General features: G+C 58.3%; 20 protein-coding genes. 9 read left to right on the top strand and 11 right to left on the bottom strand.

The window, feature by feature from the left end; all coding sequences use genetic code 11:
- Window positions 1-13 precede the first annotated feature (13 nt).
- Window positions 14-805 carry a class I SAM-dependent methyltransferase gene (locus M017_RS0107110; protein ID WP_031496904.1) on the top strand — a complete coding sequence of 264 codons (792 nt, stop codon included), beginning with the start codon at window positions 14-16 and terminating at the stop codon, window positions 803-805.
- On the opposite strand, the gene M017_RS0107105 is transcribed toward M017_RS0107110, so the two are convergent.
- Both M017_RS0107105 and motA read right to left on the bottom strand, forming a co-directional pair.
- Window positions 802-1,611 carry a flagellar motor protein MotB gene (locus M017_RS0107105; protein WP_031496902.1) on the bottom strand — a complete coding sequence of 270 codons (810 nt, stop codon included), beginning with the start codon at window positions 1,609-1,611 and terminating at the stop codon, window positions 802-804. The two genes, M017_RS0107110 and M017_RS0107105, sit on opposite strands and share 4 nt — an antisense overlap.
- 3 nt (window positions 1,612-1,614) lie before the next feature.
- Complete coding sequence (gene motA / locus M017_RS0107100; RefSeq protein ID WP_031496900.1) at window positions 1,615-2,475, bottom strand: flagellar motor stator protein MotA; 861 nt, start codon at window positions 2,473-2,475, stop codon at window positions 1,615-1,617.
- Between the two features lie 230 nt (window positions 2,476-2,705).
- Here motA and M017_RS0107095 point away from each other — a divergent pair, with 230 nt between their 5' ends.
- Window positions 2,706-6,008 carry an outer membrane beta-barrel protein gene (locus M017_RS0107095; protein WP_031496898.1) on the top strand — a complete coding sequence of 1,101 codons (3,303 nt, stop codon included), beginning with the start codon at window positions 2,706-2,708 and terminating at the stop codon, window positions 6,006-6,008.
- Window positions 6,009-6,375: 367 nt separating this feature from the next.
- Here M017_RS0107095 and M017_RS0107090 read toward each other — a convergent pair whose 3' ends face one another.
- From M017_RS0107090 to M017_RS0107075, 4 genes are read right to left on the bottom strand one after another with little or no spacing between them, the layout of a single operon-like run.
- A complete protein-coding gene (locus tag M017_RS0107090; protein WP_031496897.1) occupies window positions 6,376-7,017 on the bottom strand; it encodes a hypothetical protein in 642 nt (213 codons plus the stop codon).
- 29 nt (window positions 7,018-7,046) lie between these two features.
- A complete protein-coding gene (locus tag M017_RS0107085; protein ID WP_031496895.1) occupies window positions 7,047-8,021 on the bottom strand; it encodes a HEAT repeat domain-containing protein in 975 nt (324 codons plus the stop codon).
- Window positions 8,022-8,024: 3 nt separating this feature from the next.
- Window positions 8,025-10,397, bottom strand: a complete 2,373-nt coding sequence (locus M017_RS0107080; RefSeq protein ID WP_051669580.1) for a spermidine synthase family protein — start codon at window positions 10,395-10,397, stop codon at window positions 8,025-8,027.
- 2 nt (window positions 10,398-10,399) lie between these two features.
- A complete protein-coding gene (locus M017_RS0107075) occupies window positions 10,400-12,415 on the bottom strand; it encodes an OPT family oligopeptide transporter (RefSeq protein WP_238325831.1) in 2,016 nt (671 codons plus the stop codon).
- A gap of 107 nt (window positions 12,416-12,522) precedes the next feature.
- Between M017_RS0107075 and M017_RS0107070 the strand changes: the two genes are divergently transcribed.
- The 4 genes from M017_RS0107070 to M017_RS0107055 are packed head-to-tail and all read left to right on the top strand — an operon-like array spanning window position 12,523 to window position 16,948.
- Window positions 12,523-13,698, top strand: a complete 1,176-nt coding sequence (locus tag M017_RS0107070; protein ID WP_031496891.1) for an ABC transporter permease — start codon at window positions 12,523-12,525, stop codon at window positions 13,696-13,698.
- Window positions 13,699-13,703: 5 nt separating this feature from the next.
- A complete protein-coding gene (locus tag M017_RS0107065) occupies window positions 13,704-14,867 on the top strand; it encodes an ABC transporter permease (RefSeq protein ID WP_031496890.1) in 1,164 nt (387 codons plus the stop codon).
- Window positions 14,868-14,876: 9 nt separating this feature from the next.
- Window positions 14,877-16,238: an efflux RND transporter periplasmic adaptor subunit gene (locus M017_RS0107060; RefSeq protein ID WP_031496888.1), complete on the top strand. Its 1,362-nt coding sequence runs from the start codon at window positions 14,877-14,879 to the stop codon at window positions 16,236-16,238.
- Window positions 16,235-16,948, top strand: a complete 714-nt coding sequence (locus M017_RS0107055) for an ABC transporter ATP-binding protein (protein WP_031496886.1) — start codon at window positions 16,235-16,237, stop codon at window positions 16,946-16,948. The genes M017_RS0107060 and M017_RS0107055 overlap by 4 nt, the downstream gene beginning before the upstream one ends.
- On the opposite strand, the gene M017_RS0107050 is transcribed toward M017_RS0107055, so the two are convergent.
- The 4 genes from M017_RS0107050 to M017_RS0107030 all read right to left on the bottom strand — a co-directional run bounded on the left by M017_RS0107050 (window position 16,938) and on the right by M017_RS0107030 (window position 22,998).
- Entirely contained in the window at window positions 16,938-17,201 is a 264-nt protein-coding gene (locus M017_RS0107050) for a hypothetical protein (protein ID WP_155121289.1), read from the bottom strand. The genes M017_RS0107055 and M017_RS0107050 overlap by 11 nt on opposite strands.
- A gap of 195 nt (window positions 17,202-17,396) precedes the next feature.
- Complete coding sequence (locus M017_RS0107040) at window positions 17,397-20,852, bottom strand: TonB-dependent receptor (protein WP_031496883.1); 3,456 nt, start codon at window positions 20,850-20,852, stop codon at window positions 17,397-17,399.
- A gap of 76 nt (window positions 20,853-20,928) precedes the next feature.
- Window positions 20,929-22,134 carry an ABC transporter permease gene (locus M017_RS0107035; protein ID WP_031496882.1) on the bottom strand — a complete coding sequence of 402 codons (1,206 nt, stop codon included), beginning with the start codon at window positions 22,132-22,134 and terminating at the stop codon, window positions 20,929-20,931.
- Between the two features lie 3 nt (window positions 22,135-22,137).
- Window positions 22,138-22,998 (bottom strand): tetratricopeptide repeat protein, encoded by an 861-nt coding sequence (locus M017_RS0107030; protein WP_031496880.1) that lies wholly within the window; start codon window positions 22,996-22,998, stop codon window positions 22,138-22,140.
- A gap of 169 nt (window positions 22,999-23,167) precedes the next feature.
- Between M017_RS0107030 and M017_RS0107025 the strand changes: the two genes are divergently transcribed.
- From M017_RS0107025 to M017_RS0107015, 3 genes are read left to right on the top strand one after another with little or no spacing between them, the layout of a single operon-like run.
- Entirely contained in the window at window positions 23,168-23,557 is a 390-nt protein-coding gene (locus tag M017_RS0107025; RefSeq protein ID WP_031496879.1) for an FxLYD domain-containing protein, read from the top strand.
- A gap of 17 nt (window positions 23,558-23,574) precedes the next feature.
- Window positions 23,575-24,852: a 3-phosphoshikimate 1-carboxyvinyltransferase gene (gene aroA, locus M017_RS0107020; protein WP_031496878.1), complete on the top strand. Its 1,278-nt coding sequence runs from the start codon at window positions 23,575-23,577 to the stop codon at window positions 24,850-24,852.
- Window positions 24,853-24,855: 3 nt separating this feature from the next.
- Window positions 24,856-25,509, top strand: a complete 654-nt coding sequence (locus M017_RS0107015) for a sensor histidine kinase (RefSeq protein ID WP_031496876.1) — start codon at window positions 24,856-24,858, stop codon at window positions 25,507-25,509.
- On the opposite strand, the gene M017_RS0107010 is transcribed toward M017_RS0107015, so the two are convergent.
- A complete protein-coding gene (locus tag M017_RS0107010) occupies window positions 25,450-26,292 on the bottom strand; it encodes a carbohydrate deacetylase (protein ID WP_051669579.1) in 843 nt (280 codons plus the stop codon). The genes M017_RS0107015 and M017_RS0107010 overlap by 60 nt on opposite strands.
- Between the last annotated feature and the right edge of the window lie 12 nt (window positions 26,293-26,304).

The raw sequence follows: 26,304 nt of genomic DNA, 5'->3' as shown, positions 1-26,304 counted from the left end.
CGGGTCTACCTCGTTGCATGAGATTTTAGAGCGGCTGGGTCCTGAGGCGATCGTCCTCGATCTGGGGAGCCGGAGTGGGAGCTTTGCGCGTGCGGCCACACGGGCGTGCGTGGTCCGCATGGATCTGGATTCCAGTACTGCCTCAGACTTTGTGCAGGCGGACGCGCGCCGGATGCCGTTTCGTGATGCGTCCATCGCGGCGGTCATCGCCAACCACAGCCTCGAGCATGTTGAAGGCCTGGACGAATGTCTGACTGAAATCGGCCGGGTGCTCCAACCGGAAGGACAGCTTTATGTGGCTGTGCCGGATTCCTCCACTCTCTCTGACCGGGTGTATCGTTGGCTGAGCCATGGCGGCGGCCACGTGAATGGAATCGAAGACGCCTCGGCTTTTGCCGAAAGAATCCAGAAACCAGTCCCTCTGCCGCTCGCTGGAATCCGGCTTCTGCACACCAGTTTTGCCTATCTCAATTGCCATGGGCCAGTCCGTTGGTCGCGCCGTATCTATCTGCTTGGCGGCGGCGCGGAATGGACTCTGCGTCTGGCTAGTATTGCTTTCCGGCATTGCGACCGGCTCTTCGGGACGCGCTGGAGTGTCTACGGGTGGGCCTTTTACTTTGGGAAGCTGCCTCCGATCGACCCGGTTCCGAGCGTGAATGTTTGTATCCGCTGTGGCGCAGCCCATGTTTCGGAGTGGCTGCTCGCGCTCGGGATTGTCCGGCGCCGTTGGCTGGGGCGGGAGTTTGCCTGTCCGGAGTGTGGGGCGCGCAACGCCTTTACGGATGATTTGCCGCGCTCCTTCTAATGGTGGCCGCTCACCTCGGGGGCTTTTGTCTCATGCTTTTCGTCGCTCGCTTTGGCTGCATCGGACTCGGCTGGCGGCCGGGCGTCCTGGTATTGCACAATCACCGAGATCCGGCGATTCTTGGGGGCATTCGGGTCCTGCTTGTCCATCAGCCGCTGGTCTGCAAACCCGCGTACTTGCTTGATCTGGCCAGACCGCAGCCCGGCGTCGGTCATCAGTCTCCGCGCAGAATTCGCCCGATCGGAGGATAGTTCCCAGTTCGTATAAACACCGTCGGCAGAGAAGGGCTTGGCGTCTGTATGGCCTTCGATCACGACATTGTTGGGAAGCTTGGCCAACTCCACGCTCATCTTGGATAGAATCTCCCGGCCGAAAGCACTGGGGTTGGGGCTGCCACTTTCAAAGAACATTCCCTTCTCTTTCTCCATCAACTCGATCCGAAGACCCTCGCCGGTGACCGTCATCGTCACATGATCGCGGATTTGCTTAAAGTCGGGCAGTTGCTTCATTGCCGATTGAATCTTTTCCTTCAGTCCCTCCATATTGTCCTGGGAAATCGTGATCTGCTCCCCATCGCCAGTGATGCCGGTTCCGGACTGCTTCTTGAATCCCTGTGGGTCGCGGAAGTATCCGCTCACGGCTTGCTTCACCTTATCGGAGGAACCCATCAGCCACATCACCATGAAAAAGGCCATCATGGCCGTGACAAAGTCGGCATAGGCCACCTTCCAGGCTCCTCCATGATGACCGTGTGCGTGGACTTTCTTCTTGATGATGTAAACCGGCGGGAGACCTTGCTCACTCATGAACTACTTTGCGCCCCCGCCCTTGACCTTCTGCTCCATCTCCTTGAAGCTGGGCCGTACGTGGGGGGGAATGGAGCGGCGGGCCATCTCGACGGCAAGAATCGGAGCCGCGCCTTTGCAGAATGCGGCAACCCCGGCCCGCAGCGAATGCATGTACTCGATTTCGCCTTCGTTCATCTTCTGGATGTTGCTGGCCAGTGGACCAAAGATGCCATAACAGAACAGAATTCCCAGAAAGGTACCCACCAGCGCGGCCGCGACGTGCTCGCCGATCTGTTCGGGGGGCCCGCCCAAGCTTCCCATGGTGATGACCACTCCCAGAACCGCGGCTACGATTCCCATGCCGGGCAAAGAGTCCGCCATTTCTTTCATGGCGCTCACTGGCTGCTCCAACTCATGCTTCATGATGTCGATGTCCGCCTCCATCGACTGCTCGATTTCAAAATGCCCAATGCCTCCGGCAATCGCGGTGCGCAAGGTATCGCAGACAAAATCGAGCGCGTGATGATTCGTGCTGAAGACCTTGTGCTGCGAGAAGAGCTGGCTCTGCTTCGGGTTCTCAATGTCGTTCTCCAGCTTTTGCAGGCCGTTCTTGCGCCCATAGCTGAAGACATCGGCGAGGGCTTTCAAGGTATCGAGATACATGCTTTTTGAATAAGGAGTTCCCTTCAGAACAGCCAGAATCCGCTTGATCAGATCGCGTACGATCGAGAGCGGATTGGCCACGAGCATGCTGCCAATGGCAGCTCCAAAGATGACGACAAGCTCGGCTGGCTGGAAGAGCACGCCAAATTTGCCATGAGACATGAAATAGCCGCCCGCAACGGCCCCGAAGACAACTAGAATGCCAAGAATGGAAAACATCGCTGTATTCTCATATCGGAATCTGGAGGGGCGCTAAGAGCCTAGATTCCGGCCCAAATTTGAGGGGGCGCGATTCCATTTTTCATAGTTGGAAACATGATTGACATCCCTTGCGATCCGTGTGAACATGCTACGATCCCACGTCGGATTCACTCTCTCTGGAGCTGCTCATGACTGCATCAAGATTAAAGAATATAAGTTGTAGTAGAAATATACTCATCGCATTTGCGATGTCCGTCCTACTTCTGGCCTCGAGTTACCCTGCTGTAGCCCAGGTTCTTTACGGATCTATTGTCGGTACCATCCAGGATGCCAGCGGGGCCGTTGTTCCTGGGGCAAGGGTCACAGTCACAAATAAGGCGACCGGCTTTAGCCGCGAAGTTCTGTCCGATGGCAACGGCAACTTCTCGATCGCCAGCATTCCTACCGGTATCTATTCGGTCGGCGCCTCTGCCAACGGGTTCAAGACGGTGAACCGCGACCGGATCGAAATCACCATCAACAGTACTTCACGCCAGGACTTCAGTATGGAAGTCGGAGCGACCACGGACCAGATCATGGTCGAGGCCTCGACGGTAGCGCTGCAGACGGATCGATCCGAGACGCGCACCGAGATCAGCACCAAAGTGGTTCAGGAGTTGCCTCTCAACTCGTATCGCAACTACCAGGCGCTGCTCAATCTGGCCCCCGGCGCCACACCCGCGGCGACGCAGAACTCGGTGACCGATACCCCTGGCCGCGCCCTGCGCACCTTTGTGAACGGTACGGCAACCAACAACAACGTCACCCGTCTCGATGGCGCGACCAACATCAACATCTGGCTCCCTCATCACGTTGCCTACGTGGCGCCGGCAGAAACAGTTGCCGAAGTCAATATTGCTACCTCTGGTCTCGATGCGGAACAGGGCATGGCGGGCGGCGCGGCCATCACGGTCGCTTCGATCTCGGGAACCAACGTGCTGCACGGCGCGGCTTGGGAATATCACGAGAACCAGGAGCTGAAAGCCCGCTCCTACTTCCAGCCGACCAACACTCCGAACGCGCGCTACACGTTGAACATCTTCGGTGCGAAGCTCGGTGGTCCCATCATCAAGAACAAGCTCTTCTACTTTGCCCACGCGGAGTGGACCCGTCAGCGCACCGGCGGCCAGAGCTTCTTCACGTTGCCGGATGCGGCGATCCGCAGCGGTAATTTCTCGAACTACATTGCCGCCAATGGCGCGGGAACGATTTTCGATCCGGCTACTGGCAATGCGGACGGTTCAGGCCGCACTGCCTTCCCGGGCAACCAGATTCCGGTCAGCCGGATGAGCCCACAAGCGCTGAAGGTTCTGGCTCTTGTACCGCTGGCGAACAACGAGGGCAGCCGCGTCTTTGATGCCAGCAGCCGCACCTACTCGAATAATCATTTTGTCAACGGCACTGGTGTTCTGGACCGTGGCAACTATGACGGGAAGTTGAACTGGAATCGCAACGAAAAGCACACCATGTTTGTGAAGTACTCCATGCTGCAGGCCACCTCTGGTGGTGTCTTTGGTCTCGGCGCAGCGGGTGGCGGTGGTGTGGGTGGCGATCCTGGTCTCGGCGATACACACCAGTATCTCGCCACTGTCGGCACCAACTACACCATCTCGCCGACAATGTTGTTTGATGCGACCTTCGGCCTGACACGCATGGACCAGACCGCACAGGGGCCGGACTTTGGTAAGAACTATGGAACCGATGTCTTTGGCATTCCAGGCACCAATGGTTCCAGCCCGTTGCAATCGGGCCTGCCTGCCTTCAGCTTCACCTCGTTCAGCTCTTATGGCCAGACGGCCACCTGGATGCCGCTCGAGCGGCATGAGCGCAGCTATACCTTCACCACCAATCTTTCGATCATCAAGTCGAAGCACGAGATTCGCTTGGGTTTTGATGCGGTACATCATGGTTTGAACCACAACCAGCCGGAACTCGACAATCCCCGCGGCGCCTTTACTTTTGGTGGCGGCCTCACTGCCAATCGCGGTGGTGTTGCAGCCAACATGTACAACTCCTACGCCCAGTTTCTTCTCGGCCTGCCGACTGCAATGAGCAAGTCTTTGCAATACGAGCTGATGACGACGAGCGAATGGCAGCTCGGCGTGTATCTGCGCGACCGCTGGCAGGTGACCCGCAAGTTGACCTTCAACCTCGGTGTCCGTCTGGAGCGCTATCCGCTGATGACCCGCGGCGATGGCAAAGGACTGGAACTCCTCGACCCCAGCACGATGAAGATCTATCTGGGTGGGCGCGGCAGCACTCCGGAGAATCCCGGGATCAAGGTACAGCCGTTCTTTGTCGCTCCGCGCATTGGATTCGCTTATCGTGCCACTGAGAAGACTGTCGTCCGTGCCGGTTACGGCATGACGATTGATCCGCTTCCCTTCTCACGCCCCTTGCGCGGCGCCTATCCGTTGACGGTTGCCTCTACCTTCCAGGGTGCTGACAGTTTCACGCCGTATCAGAATCTGGTGACCGGAAGCCTGGCCACCGGCATCCCGCCTGTCGTCGGCCCGGATCTCTCCTCGGGTGTGATTACACTGCCGCCCACGATCGACAACCGCAGTCCATACTCGAAAATTGTTCGCGGCTATGTCCAATCCTGGAACGCTACGATCGAACGTCGATTGAACAACTCACTCGTGGGTTCGGTTGCGTATGTTGGTACCCAATCCACCAATGTTCTGGGGGATCGTGACATCAATGCTGCGGCTCCTGGCGCTGGGAACAATGGGCGTCCCTATTATGCGCAGTTTGGCCGCAACCGCGACCTGCGCATGTGGGATGGCTGGATGGGAGCTCACTATCACGGCTTGCAGGGCAGCCTTAGTGGAAATGTCGCCAAGGGCCTCTTTCTGAAGGGTGCCTACACCTATTCGAAGGCCATTAACATGACGGACGAAGACGGTTGGGTCAGCGTGAACTGGAATTGGGGTCCCACGATCAACCGCAACGTAGCCACTGCTGGTTATGACCGTACGCAGATGTTCCAGATGGGTTTCCTTTATGAGATCCCCTTCGGGAAGGGCAAGCAGTTCTTCAAGGACAACAAGTTTGTGGATGGTGTGCTAGGCGGCTGGCAGTTTGGTGGCATCTACTCCGCCTACTCCGGTACTCCTTTCACGGTCACCGCCGATGGTGGCTTGCTCAATGCTCCTGGCAGTCTGCAGACTGCGGACCAGATTGGGAATTTTGTTTATCTGAATGGCAAGGGGTCCAACACTCCTTACTTCTCGGCGACAAACTTTGCCCATCCTGGCACCCGCTTCGGCACCACTGGCCGCAATCGCTTCCGTGGACCTGGCGTTGCAAACCTCGATGCGAACCTGATCAAGACGATCAAGGTGCAGGAGCGGATCAACATCCAGTTCCGCGCAGAAGCGGCGAACCTCAGCAATACGCCGCGCTTTGCGAATCCGAACGCGAATCTCAATGGTTCAAACTTCGGCTTCGTCACTGCCTCGGCCGGTGGCGAGCGTCAGCTCCGCTTCGGTCTCCGTGTTGCTTTCTAAACGAAGCCAATCCAAAAGAAAGGGCCGCCCGCGAGGGTGGCCCTTTTTTTGTTGTGCTGGCTTGACTCGATTGGGAGAGGGAAGCGCTGCAGGGGTGCTTTCTGACTCAGCCGATCCGCTTGCGGCCAAGGAAGTGCAAGACCGCGACAATCTTGCACCAGACGCCGGGATGAAGTCACCCAGCCAAAGCTTCGCTCTACCACCCACGTCGAGGAAGTAAGCAAATCCTTTCTTGGCGGTCGATCGCTTGACCACTGCCGCTGCACCGGTATCGCCCTGATCGTCCCAGATCTAGCTGGGACCGATGAAAACCTCTCCTAATAGAAAAGGGGCCATCCTTGCGGATGGCCCCTTTCGACGGAGAAAACTATTTCGTCGCGAAGCAATAGAAGCGGCCGGAACCGCCGGTTGCAACCAGATTTTCCTGGCTGCAGCCTTTCGAGGCATGCGCTGCATTCCAGGAGGTGGGGTTGTCGCCGCCGCCCTGGCGGTCATGATGTCCCACTTGTGCGCTGCCGTCGCTGCCGCTGCTGGTCCAGTTCTTGCAGGTGTGGTCCTTCCCATCGGTGAAGGCCAGACCTTCGAGCGTCGAGCCCGTCAGGATGTCGTGCTGGTTCGGGGTATCGCCACGGCCGTTGAGCACCGCGCCCTTCTCCGAGATCGAACCCTGCTTGCCGAGCTTGTTGTTTGCGCTGTGCAGATCGGCTACGTCGACGGCCACCTGTTCCCCCTTGGCGTTGAACCAGGGGCCTTTGCCAATGCGATCTTTCGCATTGACGACCTTCGTGCCACCCGTGCCGTCCGTGCTCAGATAAGCTTTCCAGTCTTTCTTCTTTGAGCCCGCGGCCTTGGCCAACTGTGCGCAATGGGCATCGGCGCCCTTGAGACCACCGAGGTCTGCGCCCTTGCCGCTGCCCTCACTGGTCAGGAAAAAGTTCATCTTGTCTGAGGGGGCCTGTGCGAATGCAGCCGCCAGAAACGCTACTTGTGCGAATAACACTTTCTTCATCATGGTTTGCTCCTCCGTGTATTCTATCCTCAGCCGAACTCTTCCTGGAAGGTCTGTGAGAGTTTGCGTTCCTGCCGTTCTTCCACCACACGACTGAGCTCCTCACGCAACTCGGCCCGGAAGCGTCCTCTCGCCAAAGCCATTACGGCATAGACTGGCAGTTCGCCTCGATTTTCGTGAAAGATCTGCAAGAGGAAGTCACGCCCCTCAGGCAGCGGAGAGGCGCCCAAAGCTATGGTGATCGTTCTGCGCAGCTCTGCATCCATCTTCCCTTTCCAGCGGGACTTGAGCACCTGGATGGCTTCGCGGTGTCTCGATTGCGCCAAGGCGGTCACCGCCTCCTGTGCTCGCATCTCAAGCTCATCCTCAAGGAAGCTGGCGACAAAATCGAGAGAACCGCGCTCGCCCATCTCCACAATCCCGGCAAAGCAGGTGGCGAGTACTTCCGGATCGGTGTCGCCGGCTACGACCTTGTGCCGTAATAACAACTCGCCTTCCCAACGGCCTAATGAAAGCAGCACCCCAATGGCGGCCATCCGGACGATCTTGGTTCTATCGCCCATGGGAATCACCAACAGCCTGAGAATCTCGATCCCGTCCAGATCCGTGCCGACCAACGCTTCGGTGCAAGCGATGCGGAGAGGGGCAGCGGAGTCGGCGCGGTCGCCCCAGGAGGGTTCCTTCTGCACGTGTTGGAGTCCACGGCGGAAGATGTCTGGCTTTCCATATCCCAACTGCGCCAGCGCTTTGGCGATTGCGGTTTTGCCCCAACATTGCGGGTCACGCTTGACAGCATCGACCATGAGGCGATCGAATGCGGTAGCCAGCTCTTCTGTTAGCTCGCGTGAGCCGAACTCGGCGATCAACTCGGCTGCTTTGGCGACGACGTAGTTGGATGGGTCGCGAAGAGCCTTCGCCAGTGCGGCGGAAGTTTTCGAGTCATCGCCGCTTGTCCGTAGCGTGCGCAGCGCCTCCAGTTTCTTCTCGAAGGCTTCTTTGCTCATTGCTTAGGCGCGGCTCATCGCCTTTTCAGCGGTCTTCCGGTAGATCCAGGCAGCCACCAGATAGAGCAACCCGCCCAATACCAGTGTCTGGTAGAGGCCCAGGTAGATGGCGAAGAAGATGGCCAACGCGGAACCGAGCACGCTTGAGGCGGCGTTCATACTCCAGCCCCAGCGCACGGCGGTCTTCTCCCAGCCTTCGAGTGTCGCAAGCCCGGTTGGGAAAGGAATACCCATCAGAAAACCGAGTGGCGTGATGACCGCTACTGTCGCAGCCATCTTCAGCGCCATCGGCCAGTCTGGCCCGACGTCGCTCACCAGCCCGGCAAAGAAGCCCAGCACTGGCACCAGAATTACGATCATGAGCAGTACGATACGCAAGCGTTCCGGATTCTCCCGTACGATGCGCTTGGAATAGAAGCTGCCGAGGCCGCTCGACAGGAGCATCGAGAAGATGATGACCGTCAGGGCGTAGGTGGGGTGCCCCAACAGCAGAACAAACTTCTGGATCAGCGAGACCTGGATCATGATGTAGCCCGCGCCGAGGCAGACAAAGTAGAGCAGAAAGACGCGCAGCTTCCGGTCGCTGGGCAACTTCTGGCCGAGGACGAGCGGAGGCAGCAGTAGCGTCACAATGGTGGCGATGACGCTGACAAAGAGTACGCCAAACAGCATGGGGACGGCACGGTTGATCTTGTAATCGGCATTCTCGGTGTCTTTGGACTGGAAGAAGCTCCAGACGTCACGTGGTTGGACCGTATAGAAGAAGAAGGGCCGGTTGTCATTCACCGGAGTCACGTTGTAGTGATAATTTGCGTAGAACTTCTCGCGATCGCCGGTGGTGAGCAGTTCCTGGAAGGGATTGCGCCGCTCGGTGCCTGGATAGTAAACAATCTCCATGTTGCTCTCGTTCATGGCGGCGACGGCGCGTTGTACAAAGTCCGGTGTCATCGGCTTGCGGGAGAGGATGACGGTGTCGGTCGCGCCCCAGCCCTTGATCTGATTCGATCCTTCGCGGGCCACGACGACATGCTTGGCCACATCGAATTCGCCCAGGCGATTCAGGGCATCAATGGTTAAGGAGAGAAGCCGCAACGATTCGCGTGGTGGATCAAAGCCCCAGCGAGTAAAGGCCAGAATGCCATCGTCGCTGAGATGGCTCATGTAGTCGGCAAAAGCATCGGCGGTATAAAGATTGTTTTCACTGAGGCTGAAGGCGCCAGCGGCGGTGGAGGCCCATGTGTCCACAAGAGTTGCCTGGATCACCTGATACTTCTCCGGACTGCGGCGAACAAAGCTGCGACCGTCCTCGACGGCAATCCGAATCTCCGGACGTAAGTACAGCTCGTGGCTCAGGTGTGAGAACTTCTCGCGCATGATCGTGGTGGCGATGATCGGATTGATTTCAACACCCGTAATGTCCTTGCTGCCGCTGGCAAGACCGCGCGCTACGTCCCAGCCGCCGCCCGGCCCGATCACCAGCGCCTTCGCTCCTGGCTTCAGGCGATAAGGCAATCCCGGTCCGCTGCTGAGCAGCCGCTTCTTCGCGTCCTCAGTCATCGTGTTCAGGTCCTGAGTAAAGATGCCGGTGGCCGCGTCGGCATCGATCACGATATTGGGGAGATTGGTGCCGCCTTCCTTGGACACCGCAATACGGGAGAAGCTATTCCACTTGACGAACTGCTCGTTTGCGAGCACCTGCCCCTTGGCGTAGCGAATGTCGATCCACTCCGAGCGGATGTTGAAGATGAACAGCGCGGTGAGCGCCAGGGCGAGCCCTACTGCGGCCACGCGGCCCCGGAACTCGCGCGCCATGTTGTACCAGATAGCCGAGGTTGCAGCGAACAACACTGCCACCGCGATCACCGTATTCGGCCCGCCAAAGGTATCGAGCATCCAGATCAACATCAGGCAGCCGGCCGCGGCGCCCAACAGATCGAAGAAATAGACCCGCTCCACCTTCTCGATCGTCTCTGAGATGAGCAACGAGACAATCGCGCCTGCGAGCAGAAAGGGTAAGGCGGAGAAGAAGTAGATCACCAGCAGTTCCAGATTGTCTGGCGAGCCTTTGCGGCTGAGGAGAAAGGCAAGCGAGCAGATCACGACAATGCTGTTGATGGCCGCCAACCGGCCGAGCTTGGCATAGAGCTTGCCCGGCCAGCCACTCACGACATAGGAGAAAACTCCTCCAGCCCCCAGGCCGAAGAGTGCCACTGAGATCGCCAGGAAGGCGAAATGGTAGTAGAAGATGACGCTATAGATGCGGGTGAGCGTCAACTCCAGAAGCAAAGTAGCCAGAGTGGTGAGGGCGATGCCGGTATAGATTGTCGGCCAGTTGGCGCCGTTGGGCGCCGCAGTCGAGGTAGAAATTCGTGTCAACTTTACATCATAGCGGTGGGGGGCGCTGGTTCATCGGCTCTGCCCGCGGCGCGCAGCGGAAACTGGATCATCACATAGGCCAGCGCGAGGATGATAAGGCCTCCAGCCAGGTAGCTGGGCTGCTCAAAAAAGGCGAACAGTTTGACCTCCTGCCAGGCAAAGTAGGCCGTCACCAGACCACAGAGCGCCTCGCCTGCGATCAATCCGGAGCTCACCAGAACCCCGGCATTCTCCACCCGGGCCCGCTGGGCTTCGTTCAGGCCACGGCGTTCCGCAATCTGGTCGCCGATCCAGCGCATGACGCCACCGACGAAGATCGCGAAGGTGGTTGCAAACGGCAGATACATGCCGACCGATACCAGCATCGGGCTCTTCACTTGCACCATGATCAGCGCAATGCCAAAGAACATCCCAACGATAATCAAAGGCCAAGCCATTTCACCGCCGACGATCCCTTGCGCGAGCGAAGCCATCAGTCCTGCCTGGGGCGCCGGTAGGGCTTTATCGCCAAAGCCGATGCCGCCGGACTTTAAGTTCGCTTCGTTCAAGATCCACAGCGGCCAATACATCGCCGCGCTAGCGACAACAACGGCGACCAGTTCCACCAACTGGATGGTGCGTGGCGTGCCGCCCAGCAGCCAGCCGACTTTGAAATCCTGCAGGAGTTCGCCTGCCACTGCCGAACTCACACACACGACGCTCGCGACGCCGAGTACGGCCGTGACGCCCTGGGGTCCGGTGACACCGAGAGCCACCATCAGCAATGCCGCGATGATCAGTGTGGATAGTGTTAGCCCGGAGATCGGATTGTTCGAGGAGCCAATGACTCCCACCAGAAACCCGGAGATGGTTGCAAAGAAGAAGCCGACAATCACCATCACGATTGCTGCGGTCACGCCGCCGCCGATCGAGTCGGCAAGGTAGGTGTACAGCACACACATGACGGCAAAGAGGGCGCCGATCAGCAGAAGCACCACTTTGGAACTCATATAGCGTTCGGTACGGTTCAATTTTTCGAGGTCGACCTTCGGGCCGGTCAATTCTCCAAACGCGCGCGCCAGCCCGGTGCTGAGATTCTTGCGCATCTTGAACATGGTGTAGGCGGCGCCCACCAGCATGCCGCCAATGGCAATGGGCCGCACAATGAATCGCCAGACGGCCGCGGCCATCCCCGCCCAATCGTCATCGCTCGCATTCACGGGCATGTACTCGCGGATCTTCGGGCCGAGGAAGTACAGAAACAGGGGAACGAGTACACCCCAGGCAATGACGCCACCGGCGAACTGCAAAGAAGCCAGCCGTACACCGATGATGTAACCGACCCCCAGATAGGCAGGGCTCACCGTGGGTCCGGCAGCCAGTGTCGTGGCGCCCACCGGCACGGTGTTCCCGGTTCCCGCAGGCCCAAGACGGAGGAAGCTGCGGCCGAGCTCGCCGACGCGGAAGAAGAAGTCCTTATCCACGGCAAAGAGCTTGAAGACGCCGAGCAGATAGACGAGCCCGCCGGTGCCGATATTCCAGAAAAGGAACTTTGCCGCGCCCGCGCCGTGCTGCCCGGCCTTATGGATCTCCGAGGCGGCGACACTTTCCGGGAAGGGGAGGTCTGGATCTTCCACCAAGGCTCTGCGCACCAGGCTGACGAACAGGACGCCGAGGAGGCTGCCAATCACCATCAGCACTGTCGATTTCCAATACGCTTCCGGACCCGTGAAGCTGGGCCATACCTTGGCGATCACAAAGGCTGGCAGCGTAAAAATAGCACCGGCCGCGACGCTCTCGCCAATCGAACCGGCGGTTCGCGCGATGTTCTCCTCAAGGATGGTGCCTCGCCACATCCGGATCACGGCCATGCCGATGACCGCCGCCGGATAAGTAGCGGCAATGGTGATTCCCGCACGCAATCCCAGATACGCGTTAGCAGCGCCTAGGATCACCGTCATCACCAGGCCAAGCAGCAATGCCGCCCAGCTAAACTCCTTCATCTTCATGCTCTCGGGAACGTACGGGATGTGCTTCACGATCCATCCAGACTACAACCAATTCCATCCGCCGAAAAAGCAGCTTCATCGGCGATTCTCGCCCTTTCATCACATTGGCGAAACTGAGGCGAAGAGAATCCCTTACAATGATCCACATGCTCCGTTACTTGCCATTGATCTTGAAGAACACCTTGCGCAGTAAGCGGCGCAGCATCCTGACCATTCTGAGTGTCACGATGTCATTTACTCTGCTGGGCGTTCTCTTTGCGATGTATCACGCCTTGTACTTTTCCGATCCAACACCCGGCCAGGCGCTGCGCCTGATCACACGCAACCGGATCTCGCTGGCCGTCGTGATGCCAGCCTCTTACAAGCAAAAAATCCAGACGGTGCCCGGCGTTCAGGCAGTTACCATCTCGCAGTGGTACGGCGGGCAGTATAAGGATCAGAATGCCGACCGCCGGAATAACTTCGCCCGCTTTGCCATTGAGCCGGAAGACTTCTTCAAGGTCCACACGGATCTCACGATTCCCGAAGAGCAGAAGCAGGCCTTTATCCGCGAACGCACGGCCTGCATTGTAGGCCGTGTTCTGGCCGAGAGACTTGGTCTGCACTTAGGAGACCGCATCACGCTCAAGGGCGACATCTTCCCTGGCACGATGGACTTCATTTTGCGCGGCATCTACACGGACGCGAATGACAACGAGTCGATGTACTTCAACCTCGAATACCTGTTTCAAAGCCTGCCTGCCGGCCGCCGCGATTTTGCGGGGATGTTCGGAATCCTCGCCCGCTCGAAGGAAGATGTGTCGAAGGTGCAGCGCGATGTCGATGCCTTGTTCACTAACTCGCCAGCCCAGACCCGCACCGAGACCGAGGCCGCCTTTGCGCTCAGCTTCGTCTCCTTCCTTGGCAATGTGAAGGTCTTTCTGCTGGCGATCTGCGCGGCGGTCACCTTCACCATCCTATTGGTCTCGGCGAACACGATGGCGATGAGCGTCCGCGAGCGTGTACGCGAGGTGGGAGTGATGAAGACACTTGGTTTTACCAATGGCGGCATTCTGACGATCATTCTGGGCGAAGCCGTGGTTCTCTCTGTGGTGGGTGCGGCCTTGGGATGTATTCTGGCGACGATACTCGCGGTGGGCGTGGGAGCGAGTGCCGGAGCTTTTATCGGCCAGTTCCGGAATCTCACGCTGACGCCATCTACCGTCGCTGTCATTCTTGCTTTCTCTGTGGTCGTCGCATTGCTCTCTTCCTTTGTCCCTGCCTTGACAGCAGCGCGGACTAATATTCTTGACACCTTGAAGTACTCTGGCTAACTCACATGGCAATCCCGATCTCATATAACATCCGCAATCTGGTGGTGCGCCGCACCACCACACTCATGACCGCTTTGGGAGTAGGACTGACCGTGGCCGTGCTGCTCTCCGTTCTCGCCTTGGTGCAAGGGCTCCGCTCGGCCTTCGAGGCGACGGGGGATCCGCTGAACGTGCTGGTGCTGCGCAAGGGTTCTGACGCCGAACTCAACAGTAACTTCACGCGCACGATGTACCAGGACCTCAAGTTCAAACCGGGCATCGCGCGCGATGGTGAGGAACCGATGGCTTCTCTTGAGATGGTGACGATCATCAATCTGGCCAGCGTCGATACGCCCGATGGCATGAACATCACACTGCGCGGTCTGCCGCCTGTTGGCGTCAAAATGCGCGATCAGATCCAGTTGACCCAAGGCCGCTGGTTTGCTCCCGGACAGCGGGAGATCGTGGTTGGCAAATCGATTGCCAATCGCTTTCCCGATGCCCGCCTCGGTGGCAAGCTGAAGTTTGCACGCGGCGAGTGGACCGTCGTCGGGGTGATGGACGGAGGCCGCAGTTCGGTCAACAGCGAGATTTTCGGTGACCTCAATCAGGTCAGCTCCGACTACAACCGAGCGGAAGTAGTGAGTTCCGCACTGGTGCGGGCTACAGATGAGGTGGCCGCACAGGCACTGATCAACGATCTCAATGCCGATCAGAAGCTGAACGTCAATGCAAGAAGCGAGAAGAGTTATTACGCGGCGCAAACAGTGTCTGCGGCGCCGCTACAGTTTTTGGGCATCTTCATTTCTGTCGTGATGGCAGTGGGCAGTTGCTTTGCGGCGATGAATACGATGTACGCCGCTGTCGCGCGGCGCGCCAAAGAGATCGGAACCCTGCGCGTACTGGGTTTTGCGCGATTGAGCATCCTCACCAGCTTCTTTCTCGAATCGGTGCTGCTGTCGCTGCTGGGCGGCATCCTTGGTTGCCTGCTGGTGTTGCCGTTGAACAACATTGAAACCGGAATCGGCAACTTTGTCACCTTCAGCGAAATCGCCTTCAACTTCCAGGTCACCCCGGCCATCATGCTCATTGGCATGGGCTTTGCACTTTTCCTCGGTGCGATCGGTGGGCTCTTTCCTGCCCGGAATGCCGCAAATAAAGAAATCCTGACCGCGCTGCGGGAAGTGTAGAGAGAGATCATGGACGCTGAAATTAAAAATCTTCGAATTGATCGCTCGAAGAAACAAAGACATGATGAAGGCTCTTCCTGGGCCAAACGTTTCATCATCGCCGGCATCACACTCTTTGTTCTGGCCGGTGCGGGCCGCTATCTCTATGGCTTGATGAACTACGCTCCTGAGGTGGAAGTGTACCGCGTGAAGTCTGCTTCTTCGGCGAATGCTGGCGGCAGTTCCAAATCCGTCATCCTCAATGCCACCGGGTACATCGTTGCCCATCACAAGATCCAAGTGGCCTCGAAGGTGGTGGGGCGCGTGTTGTGGATTGGCGTCGAGAAAGGGGATCGCGTCAAAGAGGGCCAGGTGATTGTGCGCCTCGAGGATGACGAGTACAAGGCCCAGTTGCAGCAGTCCCAAGGGCAATTGCACACGCTGCAAGCGCGGCTTGAAGAGCTGACCAATGGCTCGCGTCCGGAAGAGATCGCCACCGCGAAAGCGAATGTCGATCAGGCGCGCGCTGATCTTGAGAACGCCGAGGTGACACTGCGCCGTACCGCTCATCTGGTGAAAGAGAAGGTAATGTCGCAGCAGACTCTCGATGACGCTGATGCGCGCGTCAATTCCCAACGCGCCCGTGTAAATTCGCTTGAGAAGACGCTGGACCTGGTGCGGCTCGGCGCCCGCCGCGAAGTGATTGATGCGGTGCGTGGGCAGATTGTGGAGGCGCGTGGCCGCGTGGCCTTCTACCAGACGCAGTTGAACAACACGATCATCAAGGCTCCGGTCACTGGCACTGTGCTCGAACGCAATGTGGAGAAGGGTGAGTTCGTCACTACTGGCTTTGTTGGCGACAAGGGCGCTAAGGGCTATGTGGTCTCGCTCGCAAATTTGAATGATCTGCAAGTGGAGCTAGACATCAATCAGAATGACTTCGCGCGGCTCGATCGCCAGCAGAAGGGCATCATCACAACCGATGCTTATCCGGATCGCAAGTACCAGGGCATCATCGATGAGATTGCGCCTGAGGCGAATCGGCAAAAGGCCACGGTGCAAGTGAAGGTGAAGGTGTTGGAGCCGGATGATTATCTGCGGCCGGACATGAATGCGAGCGTTGCCTTTGTCAGCGACGAGAAGAAAGACACCGGAGCGCCTGTGGCTGCCGCCAAGGCTGTTGTCTTTATTCCGAGTGCGGCGATTCGTAGTGACGCGGTATTTATTGTGCTCAATGGCAAGGTGGTCAAGCGCCCGGTGCGAGTGACGGGCAATAGTAGCGAAGGCATGCGCGTTGAAGAGGGATTGATCGGTGGCGAAGACCTTGTGCTCAATCCGGGAACCGAACTCAAGGATGGCGACAAAGTGAAATTGAAGGGGGCAAGCAAATGAGCGAAGTAGTGATCGAGACCCGGGAGCTGACCCGTGTGTATAAGCGCGATCAGTTTGAAGTCACGGCCTTGCAGGATGCTTCGATCCAGATCCGCAAGGGCGAGTTTGTCGCACTGATGGGGCCATCGGGGTCGGGGAAATCAACCCTGCTCTATCTCATCGCCGCGATGGAGCGAGCCAGCGGCGGCAAGATCGAAGTGCTCGGGCAGGACCTCCGCGCGCTGAGCGACAAGCAGGTGGCACATTGGCGCAACATCCACATTGGCTTCATCTTCCAAAGTTTCAATCTCATCCCCGTTTTGACGGCGCTTGAGAATGTTGAGCTTCCTCTGCTGCTGACCAACCTCAATAGCAGAGAGCGTCGCGAACACGCCACCACCGCGCTGAAGCTGGTGGGGCTGGGCGACCGGTTGACCCATCTGCCGAAGCAACTCTCGGGTGGACAAGAGCAGCGCGTCGCGATCGCCCGCGCACTAGTGACCGACCCCGACCTGATCCTCGCCGACGAGCCGACCGGCAACCTCGATTCCCAAAGCGCGAACGATGTATTGAAGATGCTCGAGACCTTGAATCGCGATCATGGCAAGACCGTGGTGATGGTGACTCACGATCCTCATGCGGCGCGCTTCGCCACTCGGACCCGTTATCTCGAAAAGGGAGCGCTGCTGCCGGAAGGCCAAGTGCCACAGGATTGGTTTGTCAGGGCTTGAGCTTCTGCGTCGAAACAAACTTGTAGTCCTTGTCGAGGATGAGTTCCTGCCGCCAGCGGCTTTCGAACAGAACGATCATCTGTTCGCGATCCTCCTTGCCATCCGGATCAGTGAGGTCGACGCCAAGCTCCCGCACCCGGACCATCACGGACCCAACACTCGTGCTAACTTTCACGAGGCCTTCGGCGACCGTGCCGCGCGCGACCTCAATCTGGAAACTCAGCGGCAAGGCAAAGGACGAAAGTCTTCTCATGTATCTCCTTGCTTAAGCCTTGGTGCCTGATCCGACGTCTGCATCGAAACGATGTTGAGCCTTGCTGCCAGCACTCGCATTCTCATCACCTCCGAAACTCTGCCAGTGGAGACGCAGAAGGGGCGCCGAATGTAGAAATTGAAAAAGGCCAGAGCACGAAGCCCTGGCCTTTGTTTGGGGAAACGAACTCAGTGCTTAGAAGCTAAGACGGAGCACACCCTGGATATTGTGCGGGTTGGCGCCCGGAGCAAGCCCGGTTACCCTCCCGAAGTCACCCGCGCCGACAGTCGTGTTAGCACGGCCAAACTGCGGGGTGTTGGTGAGGTTGAAAGATTCCGCACGGAACTGCAACTTCAGACGTTCAGCGACCCGCCAGTTCTTGGCGAGCGAGAAGTCGAGGTTGCGCGTGGGACCGAAGCGGACATCGGAAATCCAGCGCGGAGCCGAGCCGATCGTGAACTGGCCCGGGGCGCTCACTGCGGCCTTGTTGAACCAGTTGTCCGGGGTCGGGTTTGAAACCGCCAGATCCTTGGTGCTGGTGATGTTCGGACGTTGCACGGCAAAGCCATAGGCAGAGAGCGTATTGGGAGCGCTGAACTGCAGCGGCAGACCGCTCGACAGACGGCCAATGCCCGATACCTGCCAGCCACCGAGGATGGCGTCCGTCACCTTGTTCATGCCTGCGCCGTAGCTCTTGCCGCGTCCGAAGGGGAGTTCATACACAAAGGCGAAGGCAAGGCTCTGCGGCAGATCGTGCGCCGAGATCGAACGCTCGATGGCCTGGTTGTAGTAGTCGCGGAAGGCGTCACCCACTTCCCAGCCCTGGGTTTCCGATGCGTTGTCGATCGCCTTGGACCACTGGTAGGTGACCAGCGTCGACATGCCGTTGTTGAAGCGCTTCTGGAACTTGACGCTCAGTGCGTTGTAGATGGATGAGGTGCCGGGCGTGTCGCCTTGCAGGTTCACGCTGGTGAACTGCGGATAGGGACGCAGCAATTGGTTGCGGGCAATGGTCGGACCATTGATCGAACCGGAATTGAACAAGCCGTTGAACGGATTGGCTACCGAATCGTTCAGGCTCTGGCCGAGCGACAGATAGATGGGGTTCAACTGGTTCATGTTGCGATTGACGCCGTAGGGCAACTTGCGGCCCTGGGTGCCGATGTAGCCCACTTCAATCAGCGCGCTCTTGCTGAGCTCGTACTGGACGTCGAAGCTGTAGTTCATCGAGTAGCCCGAGGGACGCGAACGCTGCCAGGCACTCACTGCTTCGCCTGCCTGCGTGCTGAGGCCGAGGCTGCTGCCCGACACCCGGTTCAGGCCGTTCGGATAGGGGTTGCTCAGCGGATTCTGCGGAATCAGACCATTGCCGCCGACCGTCGAGTTCCACGAGGTGGAGGTGGAAAAGCCCTGTGCGGAAGCAACCGAAACCCAGGTGGTGGGGAAGTAGTAGCCGATACCCGAGCGCACCACAAGTTTGTCGGTCACCTTGTAGGCGAGGCCCAGGCGCGGCGCCGGGTTCAGGCCATCGGTGAGCTGCAGATTGCGATTGCCAGGACCGGCAAAGCTAAGGCCGCCATAGACGGGCATTCCAGCGCGATTGGAGAGCGCCGCATTGGGTGAGGTGGTATCGAACCAGTTGATGCGATCGTAGCGTTCTGTACGGCCACCCTGGTGTTCGAGACGCACGCCGTAGTTGAGCGTAAGGCGGCGGTTCATGCGCCAGGAATCCTGGAAGTAGAAGGCCCAGATCGGCTGGCTGTAGGCCGGCTGATTATTGTAGGGAATGCTGCCACCGGAGCCGGTGCCCAGCAACAACGATGCAATGGCGTTGCCGCTGCGTGAGGAGTCGACGACAGCGATCGGGCTGCCAGCTGCGTTCACTTCAGCAGCTGTCAGGCCACGGTTGAAGCTAAAGGTGCCGTTGTAGATGTCGGTCTGGTTCAGCTTCATGTTGTCGTACTGGAAGCCGAACTTGAGGCTGTGGTTGTGGATCTCTTTGCTCGCGTTCACCTGTAAGGTGTCGGACTGGCGCGGGAAGTTCAGGAAGCGAGAGTTGCCGATCTGTGCATAGTTGGCGACCGAGAACTGGGGCAGCGTCGTTGCTTGCAACTGCGAGGTGAGCGAGGAAGGCAAGCCGGTGATGGCTGCGCCTTGGCCCTGGCTCGGCGAAACCTGGCCTTCGCGCCAACGGCCATGTCCAACCAGGACATTGAGCACGAAGGTGGGCGAGGGGACAAAGGTGAAGCCGACCGAGGCGAAGTGGCGGGGATTTTCGCCGCCAAAGTTGGAGTCCGCACCATTGCCAAAGAAGATCGGGGCGATGTCGGTCTGATTCGCCTTGGTGATGCGGCCAAACAGGGTGAACTTCGAGCTCTTCGCCCAATCGATGCGACCGTCGAAGCGGTCGTTATGCGTTACGGCCTTGGCGCCCATCGTGAAGTTGCGCGTCTGGGTATTCAAGTCGCCAGCGGCGTTTGCGTTCGGGTAGAGGTCGACAATGCGGCGGCCCACGGCGTCGAAGCGATTGGCAGGGATCACGTTGCCCGGGAAGGCGTCACGGATGAAGCCGCTGCCGTTCGGGTTCGGACGGGTCGTGGTGGGGTCATAGATCACGGAGAGAGTGCCGTCGGCATTGCGGGTGTTCGAGAAATTGCCCTGGCGTTCGAGTGCGGTGGGCACGGAGGAGATGTTCTGGGTGGGGCTGGCCTGGCGCAGGCCTTCGTAGCCACCGAAGAAGAAGAGATTCCACTTGTTGACGATTGGGCCGCTCAGATTGCCGCCAAACTGGTGGCGCTGGAAGCTGGGCTTTGAGATGCCGCTGCGGTTGGAGGTCCAGGAGTTCGCATCGAGATTGCTGTTGCGCAAATACTCAAAGCCGAGGCCGTGGAACTGGCTGGAACCGCCCTTGGTGATCATCGTGACAACGCCACCGTCGGTGCGCCCGTATTGCGCGTCGAAGGTGGTGCGGATGACTTGTGTCTCCTGGATCGAGTCGACGCCAGGAGAGGCAATGAGGCCGCCCCAGTCGCCGGCCGTGGCCGGGACACCGTCGATGAGAACGAGGCCGCTCTGGCCACGTCCACCATTCAGTGAGAAACGATTGTGGTTCTGGTCAGTGGTCGCGCCGGAAACACCGGTACGGACTGCCGTGACACCGGCCGTTGCATGCACCAGCACGAAGGGATTGCGGGCGTTGACCGGCAGTTCGGCGACCATCTGCGAAGACAGGGTGACTTCCTTATTGGCTGTTTGCGTATCGATGGCAACGGCTGAGGCTTGCACCTCGACGCTCTCGCTGACGTCACCGAGACCGAGCTGCGCATTGATTTCCGCAACCTGCGAGGTCTGGAGGTTGATCGAAGCAACCTGGTACTTCTTGAAGCCGGTCATTGTGACTTCAAGACGGTAGGTGCCCGGTGCGAGCTGTGGAAAGTTGTACAGTCCGCTCTCATTCGTCGTCGCATTACGGGTGTCATTGGTGGCTGTATTTTTGAGACTCACCGTGGCTCCTGCCAGTGCAGACCCGGAGGTGTCGCTGACGGTGCCGGTAATGTTTCCAGTGAAGGTCTGGGCAAGGGAGAGAAGGGGAAAACAAAAGAAAAGAAGGAAGGATAGCACCGATACTTGGGCACTACGGGGGTAAAACATCAAATCAACTCCTTGAAGCTAAAGCTACCGGGAGGATATCACATTAAGATTTGCTTAGGTTGCCAAGTGCAACAAACTACTCGTATCGCAGCGCTTCAATCGGATTCAACTGGCTCGCGCGGTTCGCCGGCAACAGCCCAAAAATCAACCCGACGCCAAATGAAACCAGAAACGCGACCACGACGCTGGTGATCGAGATGGAGACGCCAAACTCCGGCACCAGCCATTGCGCGAGGAGTGGGCCACTGACGCCCACCAGGATCCCGATCAGGCCTCCACCGGTAGAGATGAGCACCGCTTCCATCAGGAACTGGGCGAGGATCTCACGCCGCGATGCACCTACGGCCATCCGCGTACCAATCTCCTTCGTGCGTTCGGTGACGGTCACCAGCATGATGTTCATGATCCCGATCCCGCTGATCACCAGGGCGATTGCCGCCACCAGAATCAACACAAAGGTGAGGATCATACTGATGTTCTTCGCGGTATCGAGAATCGCACCCAGATTGTCGACAAAGTAGCGTGCGCCTTTGCGATGACGAGCCTCAAGGATGGCCTTCACCTCGGTGGTGAGCCCTTCGACGTCCTCTGAGCGCTTGGCCTGGATGTACATCGGATCGATGCGTTCTACCCGGTTGTAATAACGGAGCACCGTGATCGGCACCACCATTGCCTTATCGGCCAATTCGCTCAAACCAAAACTCTGTACCCGTTCGCGAAAGACACCGATCACCGTGAACTGGTGATCTTTGACTTTCAGCATCTTGCCGACGGCCGCCTCGGCGCTTCCGTAGAGCAGTTTTGCCAGCGGCTCGGTCAGCATAGTCACTTTCGTACGCTGCTTCACTTCTTCCGGGTCAAAGTAGCGGCCCGCGAGCAGAATCAGATTCCGCACCTTCGGGTAGTATTCATCGACGCCCAAAACGCTGGTGTCCTGGGCCTTGCCGTCAATGGTGAGGCTGTTGTTGCTGGACATCGTCGCGGTGACCGCAACGATGCGGTCGGCGAGTTGGGTGCGCACCGCATCGACGTCGGCCAGTTTGACGAAGTCACCTTCGCTCTGCTCACTGTCGCGGCTACCGGCCTCAAAATAGGCCCACACGACATTGGAGCCGATGCCCTTAATTTGATTGAGAATGAATTGGGTGCTGGTGAGTGAGATGGTCACCACCAGAATGACGCTCGCATTGCCGATCACCAAGCCGAGAGCAGTCAACAGCGTCCGCACGCGGTTTGCTTTCAGAGCCTCATAGCTCGACTTGAGGACCTCTGCGAGATTCAAGACTTAAGCCCCGTGGATTTTGGCAAGAAGCTTGCGCGCTTCTTCTTTGTGGTCGTCGTCGGGCTGAACCTTCGAGCTGAGGTAGCGCTCGAGGAGTTGGCGTGCTTCGGGAATATTGCGCTTGGCCTCAATCAGGATGTTCGCACGATTCCACAAGTAGGTTGGGTGATTCGGGGCAAGGCGTTGTGCCTGTGCAAACACATCGTCGCTTTCGGCCGTACGGCCCCGCTTGGCGAGGAACATGGCGAGATCACAAACGCGGCCCACCTGTTTCGGCGCCAGTTCCATGCTGCGGCGCAGTTGCGCCTCCGCAGTGTTGAAATCCTTGCGTTCCTCTGCGATACGCGCCATAGCCCAATGTTTCTCTGCCGGGTCGACGCTGGCGATCTTTTCGATCAGACCTTGTGCCTTATCGAGGCCGCCACCCAGGAAGCCGGGAGCTTGCAGGTAGTATTCAAAAAGGTCGTTGAGCGCTTCGATATTGCGCGGGTCTGTCTGGACCGCCCGTTCAAAATTTTGCCGGGCTTTCGACGCATAACCGGGAGCTGTGAGGAAGGTGCTGAGTTCTGCGCGGCGTCCATAGGTACGGCCGAGCCAGTGCCAATGTGCGCTCACGCGCGGTTCCATCTGGGCGGCTTTCTCAAACAATTCGGTGGCTTTCTTGTAGTCAGCCATCATGAAGTGGTCGCGGCCAAGAAGATTGAGCTCGGTACCAGAAGGCTCTTTGAGCCGCTCCAAGATCTTGGCGCTGGCGGCATACTCGGTCTTCTCAAAAAGAACACGAGCCTTTTCATATTGATCTGAATCCACCGCTGCCAGCAGCGGCAGCGCGCAAAGGATCAGAGTCGCACTTCGATACCTCAAAATATCAGTCCCCGTTGTTATTAGTATACGCTAACTTCGCGTTTGGCCACATTCCATAGGACGCACTTCAATTCCGTAGGATTCAGAAGAGATTGGACCTATCACCCACGCGACATCACGGGTCCAGATTGGCTCACCCGGAGTTGCTACACTTTCAAGCAGTTCTGAAATGCGTAGAATTCTACTCACAGGCCTCCTGATCGCCGTCTTCTTGTCCGCCCAGGACAAAAAGCCCAAGCAACCGGAACTCCTGGTTTCCCAGGTCAGTGTTCGTCGAATTGACGACCAGTTGCTTGCTGTCGATGGCAGCATCAAGAATACGGGTACCAAAACCTACAATAAGCTTCAGATCGTATTTGAATTTTTTGCTCCGGGCAAGCAATCGATTACCATCCAGCGCGGCGCGCCGGAACCTGACACCATTCCGCCCGGGGAATCGGCAGAGTTCCACTTACAATTGCGCGCTCCGGCGCGGGCAGTTCATGTGGAGTTGGGCGCCGAAGACGGCAATGGGCGGGAGTTGCGAGTGGGCAAGTCCGGGCCTTATCCCGTCGAGTAGGCCGCGAATGGAAAAGAATGACTGAAATTATTCACCCTGCCAATCAGATGGCCGGAGCGATCCGGCTGCCTGGCGACAAATCAATCTCTCATCGCTGGGCGATGATTGCGGCACTGGCCGAAGGCAAGACGACGATCCACGGCTATGCGACCGGCGAGGATTGCCACTCGACGCTCGGGATTCTGAAAGAACTCGGAATCGAAGTCGAGGATGGCGGTAGCGAAGTCTCTATCGTCGGAAAAGGCCTCGATGGCCTGTCTGCACCAAAGCAGATGCTCGACGCTGGCAACTCCGGCTCCACCATCCGCATGATGAGTGGCATTCTTGCCGGTCAATCCTTCACCTCACGCATTGCTGGTGATGAATCCCTGGCGAAACGTCCGATGCAGCGTGTGATGAAGCCTCTGGCTGAAATGGGCGCTGAGATTATTGCGACGGACGAGAAGTTTCCTCCCCTCGAGATTCGCGGCGCAAAGCTGAAAGCAATCGATTATTCAACGCCGGTGGCCTCGGCACAGGTCAAGACCTGCGTCCTGTTTGCCGGGCTGTTCTGCGAGGGCGAGACGATTGTCCGCGAACCCGTCAAGACTCGCGACCATACCGAGCTTGCCTTGCGCATGTTTGGCGCAGACATTGTTTCTGCCGGTAAAGTCGTGACCTTGCAAGGGCGTCCGCGCCTTGCAGCGAAAGAGCTCACGGTTCCCGGGGATCTCAGCTCTTCGGCCTTCTTTCTGTCGGCAGCGCTGATGATTCCCGGCTCGAATCTGGTGATCGGTGGCGTGGGGCTGAACCCGACCCGCACCGCTTTACTCGACTATCTGGTGAGCCTGGGTGCAGAGATCAAGATTCTGAACGTTGGCGACCAGTGCGGCGAGCTGGTGGGCGACATCCTGGTGCGTGGCACGATTCAGAAGCGCGGCGAAATTTCGGGCGCCTTGACCGCATCGTTGATCGATGAGATTCCGACGCTTGCGGTTCTGGGCGCTGCTACCGAAGGTCTTGATGTTCGTGACGCCTCCGAGTTGCGCATCAAGGAAACCGACCGCATCGCTACCGTTGCGGACAACTTTAAGCGCGCCGGGCTCGAGATTGAAGTGAGGCCCGATGGCTTTACGGTGCCGGGAAGACAGAAGTTCCATGCGGCGCATTTCGATAGTTTCGGGGACCACCGCATTGCCATGGCTTTCGCCGTCGCGGCCTTGGTTGCCGATGGCCCGTGTCAAATCGAGAACGCGGAAGCCGCCAGCGTCAGCTTCCCGGAATTCTATTCCACACTCCGAAGCCTCACCAGCTAAGCGATGGCGGTCCGGCCTGAAGCACTCACTCTCGCAGGCGTTGTTCATGACTTGAACAACGTCTTCGAGACGCTTTTCGAGGCGAATGAAGTCCTGAAGGCAGATCCGAAGCAGGCGAAGCTGAGTGCTACCATTGCCCGCAACCTGGAGCATGGCGCGCGGATTGTGAAGAGCCTGGAGGCTCAGGGCGGCTTGACGGAAGTCGCCGGACTTTTCGAACAGGTGGAGGCCTTGCTGACGGATTTTCTTGTGTCCTCGCGTGGTCCCAAGATCGAAGTGGTTTCCGCCATTGAGCCGAATCTCCAGATTGCCGGGATGCGCGGAGCCTGGGAGCGCGTGTTTCTCAACCTGTTTCTGAATGCGGCGCGCATGATGCCGCAGGGGGGGCGCATTGAAGTGAAGGCGGACACTGTACCCACAGGCATTAAAATCCATGTCACAGACAATGGACCTGGCATTCCCGCACGGCTGCTCGAGCGGCTCTTTGAGCCCGGTTTTACGACGACTCCGAAGCACAAAGGCCTCGGACTTCATATCGTGCGCAGTATCGTCGAGAGCCAGGGGGGCGAGGTGTTTGCCTCGAATCGCGAGGATGCTTCAGGCGCCAGTTTTCTGATTCGCCTGCCGCATGCGTTCGAGCATCCTGTAACCGCCTAGCTCGATGCCGGCTGCGGCCAGCGCCGGCCGCAAGCGCGGATCGGTCAAGGCTTTTAACTCTTCTGCCCGGCTTTCTTTGAGCCGGGTTTCCGCGCCAGCCAAATCCGGCCCCAGCACGCCGGGGTGGGCCATGAACTCCGTGGAGCCTTCGGGCAACACCGCAAAGAGGCGCAGCAGATCATCTGCGGAATAGTTTCCTGTCCATACAAAACCGGCAAAGTGATCGGTGTATTTTGCATGATGGCGCAGAAGCACCCGGCGAAAATGAAGCCGCATCTGGCGCATCACCAGCGCCGCTACCCGTGTCTTGAATCCCCCGGCATTGCCCGGCATGGGGAGATCGAAGGGACGGCGGACCCAGGAAATCCGGAAGTCCTCACTCAGGCGCGCGACGGCATCAAGGACAGGAGGCAGCAGATGCGTGTGTTTGTGGGTGTCGAGATGGGTTGGCGTAATTCCGGCCGCTAGAATTCTCTCCACCTGGGCACGCAATTCCCGATAGACATCCCAACGCTTGGCCATCAGCTCCCCCATCAGCACCGTGACGGTTTGTGGCAGCGGGCGTTCCGGCTGGCTGAGACTTTTGCCCTGCACCATCTGCAGGTGGACGCCAATGTCGAGCTGAGGGTTCTCATCAGCCAGGCGGACCGCGTCTTCAAACGCGTCGCCATTGGCCATCAGCGTGGTTGCGGTTAGAATCCCATCGCGATGTGCCCGAATGATTCCTTCGTTCACGTCGGGCGTGAACCCGAAATCGTCGGCATTGACAACAAGTGCGCGCACTGGAAGCTTCTA

Origin of the sequence: Bryobacter aggregatus MPL3, assembly GCF_000702445.1 — a bacterium.
GTDB lineage: Bacteria > Acidobacteriota > Terriglobia > Bryobacterales > Bryobacteraceae > Bryobacter > Bryobacter aggregatus.
The sequence above is the reverse complement of the archived record's forward strand: the minus strand, read 5'-3'. Positions and strand labels throughout refer to the sequence as shown.

Coding starts and splice junctions, on each gene's coding strand:
- M017_RS0107090 (WP_031496897.1), bottom strand. CDS start 7,017: ATGAAGAAAGTGTTATTCGCACAAGTAGCGTTTCTGGCGGCTGCATTC.
- M017_RS0107060 (WP_031496888.1), top strand. CDS start 14,877: ATGGACGCTGAAATTAAAAATCTTCGAATTGATCGCTCGAAGAAACAA.
- M017_RS0107065 (WP_031496890.1), top strand. CDS start 13,704: ATGGCAATCCCGATCTCATATAACATCCGCAATCTGGTGGTGCGCCGC.
- M017_RS0107055 (WP_031496886.1), top strand. CDS start 16,235: ATGAGCGAAGTAGTGATCGAGACCCGGGAGCTGACCCGTGTGTATAAG.
- M017_RS0107040 (WP_031496883.1), bottom strand. CDS start 20,852: ATGTTTTACCCCCGTAGTGCCCAAGTATCGGTGCTATCCTTCCTTCTT.
- aroA (WP_031496878.1), top strand. CDS start 23,575: ATGACTGAAATTATTCACCCTGCCAATCAGATGGCCGGAGCGATCCGG.
- M017_RS0107015 (WP_031496876.1), top strand. CDS start 24,856: ATGGCGGTCCGGCCTGAAGCACTCACTCTCGCAGGCGTTGTTCATGAC.
- M017_RS0107025 (WP_031496879.1), top strand. CDS start 23,168: ATGCGTAGAATTCTACTCACAGGCCTCCTGATCGCCGTCTTCTTGTCC.
- M017_RS0107050 (WP_155121289.1), bottom strand. CDS start 17,201: ATGAGAAGACTTTCGTCCTTTGCCTTGCCGCTGAGTTTCCAGATTGAG.
- M017_RS0107105 (WP_031496902.1), bottom strand. CDS start 1,611: ATGAGTGAGCAAGGTCTCCCGCCGGTTTACATCATCAAGAAGAAAGTC.
- M017_RS0107070 (WP_031496891.1), top strand. CDS start 12,523: ATGATCCACATGCTCCGTTACTTGCCATTGATCTTGAAGAACACCTTG.
- M017_RS0107085 (WP_031496895.1), bottom strand. CDS start 8,021: ATGAGCAAAGAAGCCTTCGAGAAGAAACTGGAGGCGCTGCGCACGCTA.
- motA (WP_031496900.1), bottom strand. CDS start 2,475: ATGTTTTCCATTCTTGGCATTCTAGTTGTCTTCGGGGCCGTTGCGGGC.
- M017_RS0107095 (WP_031496898.1), top strand. CDS start 2,706: ATGTCCGTCCTACTTCTGGCCTCGAGTTACCCTGCTGTAGCCCAGGTT.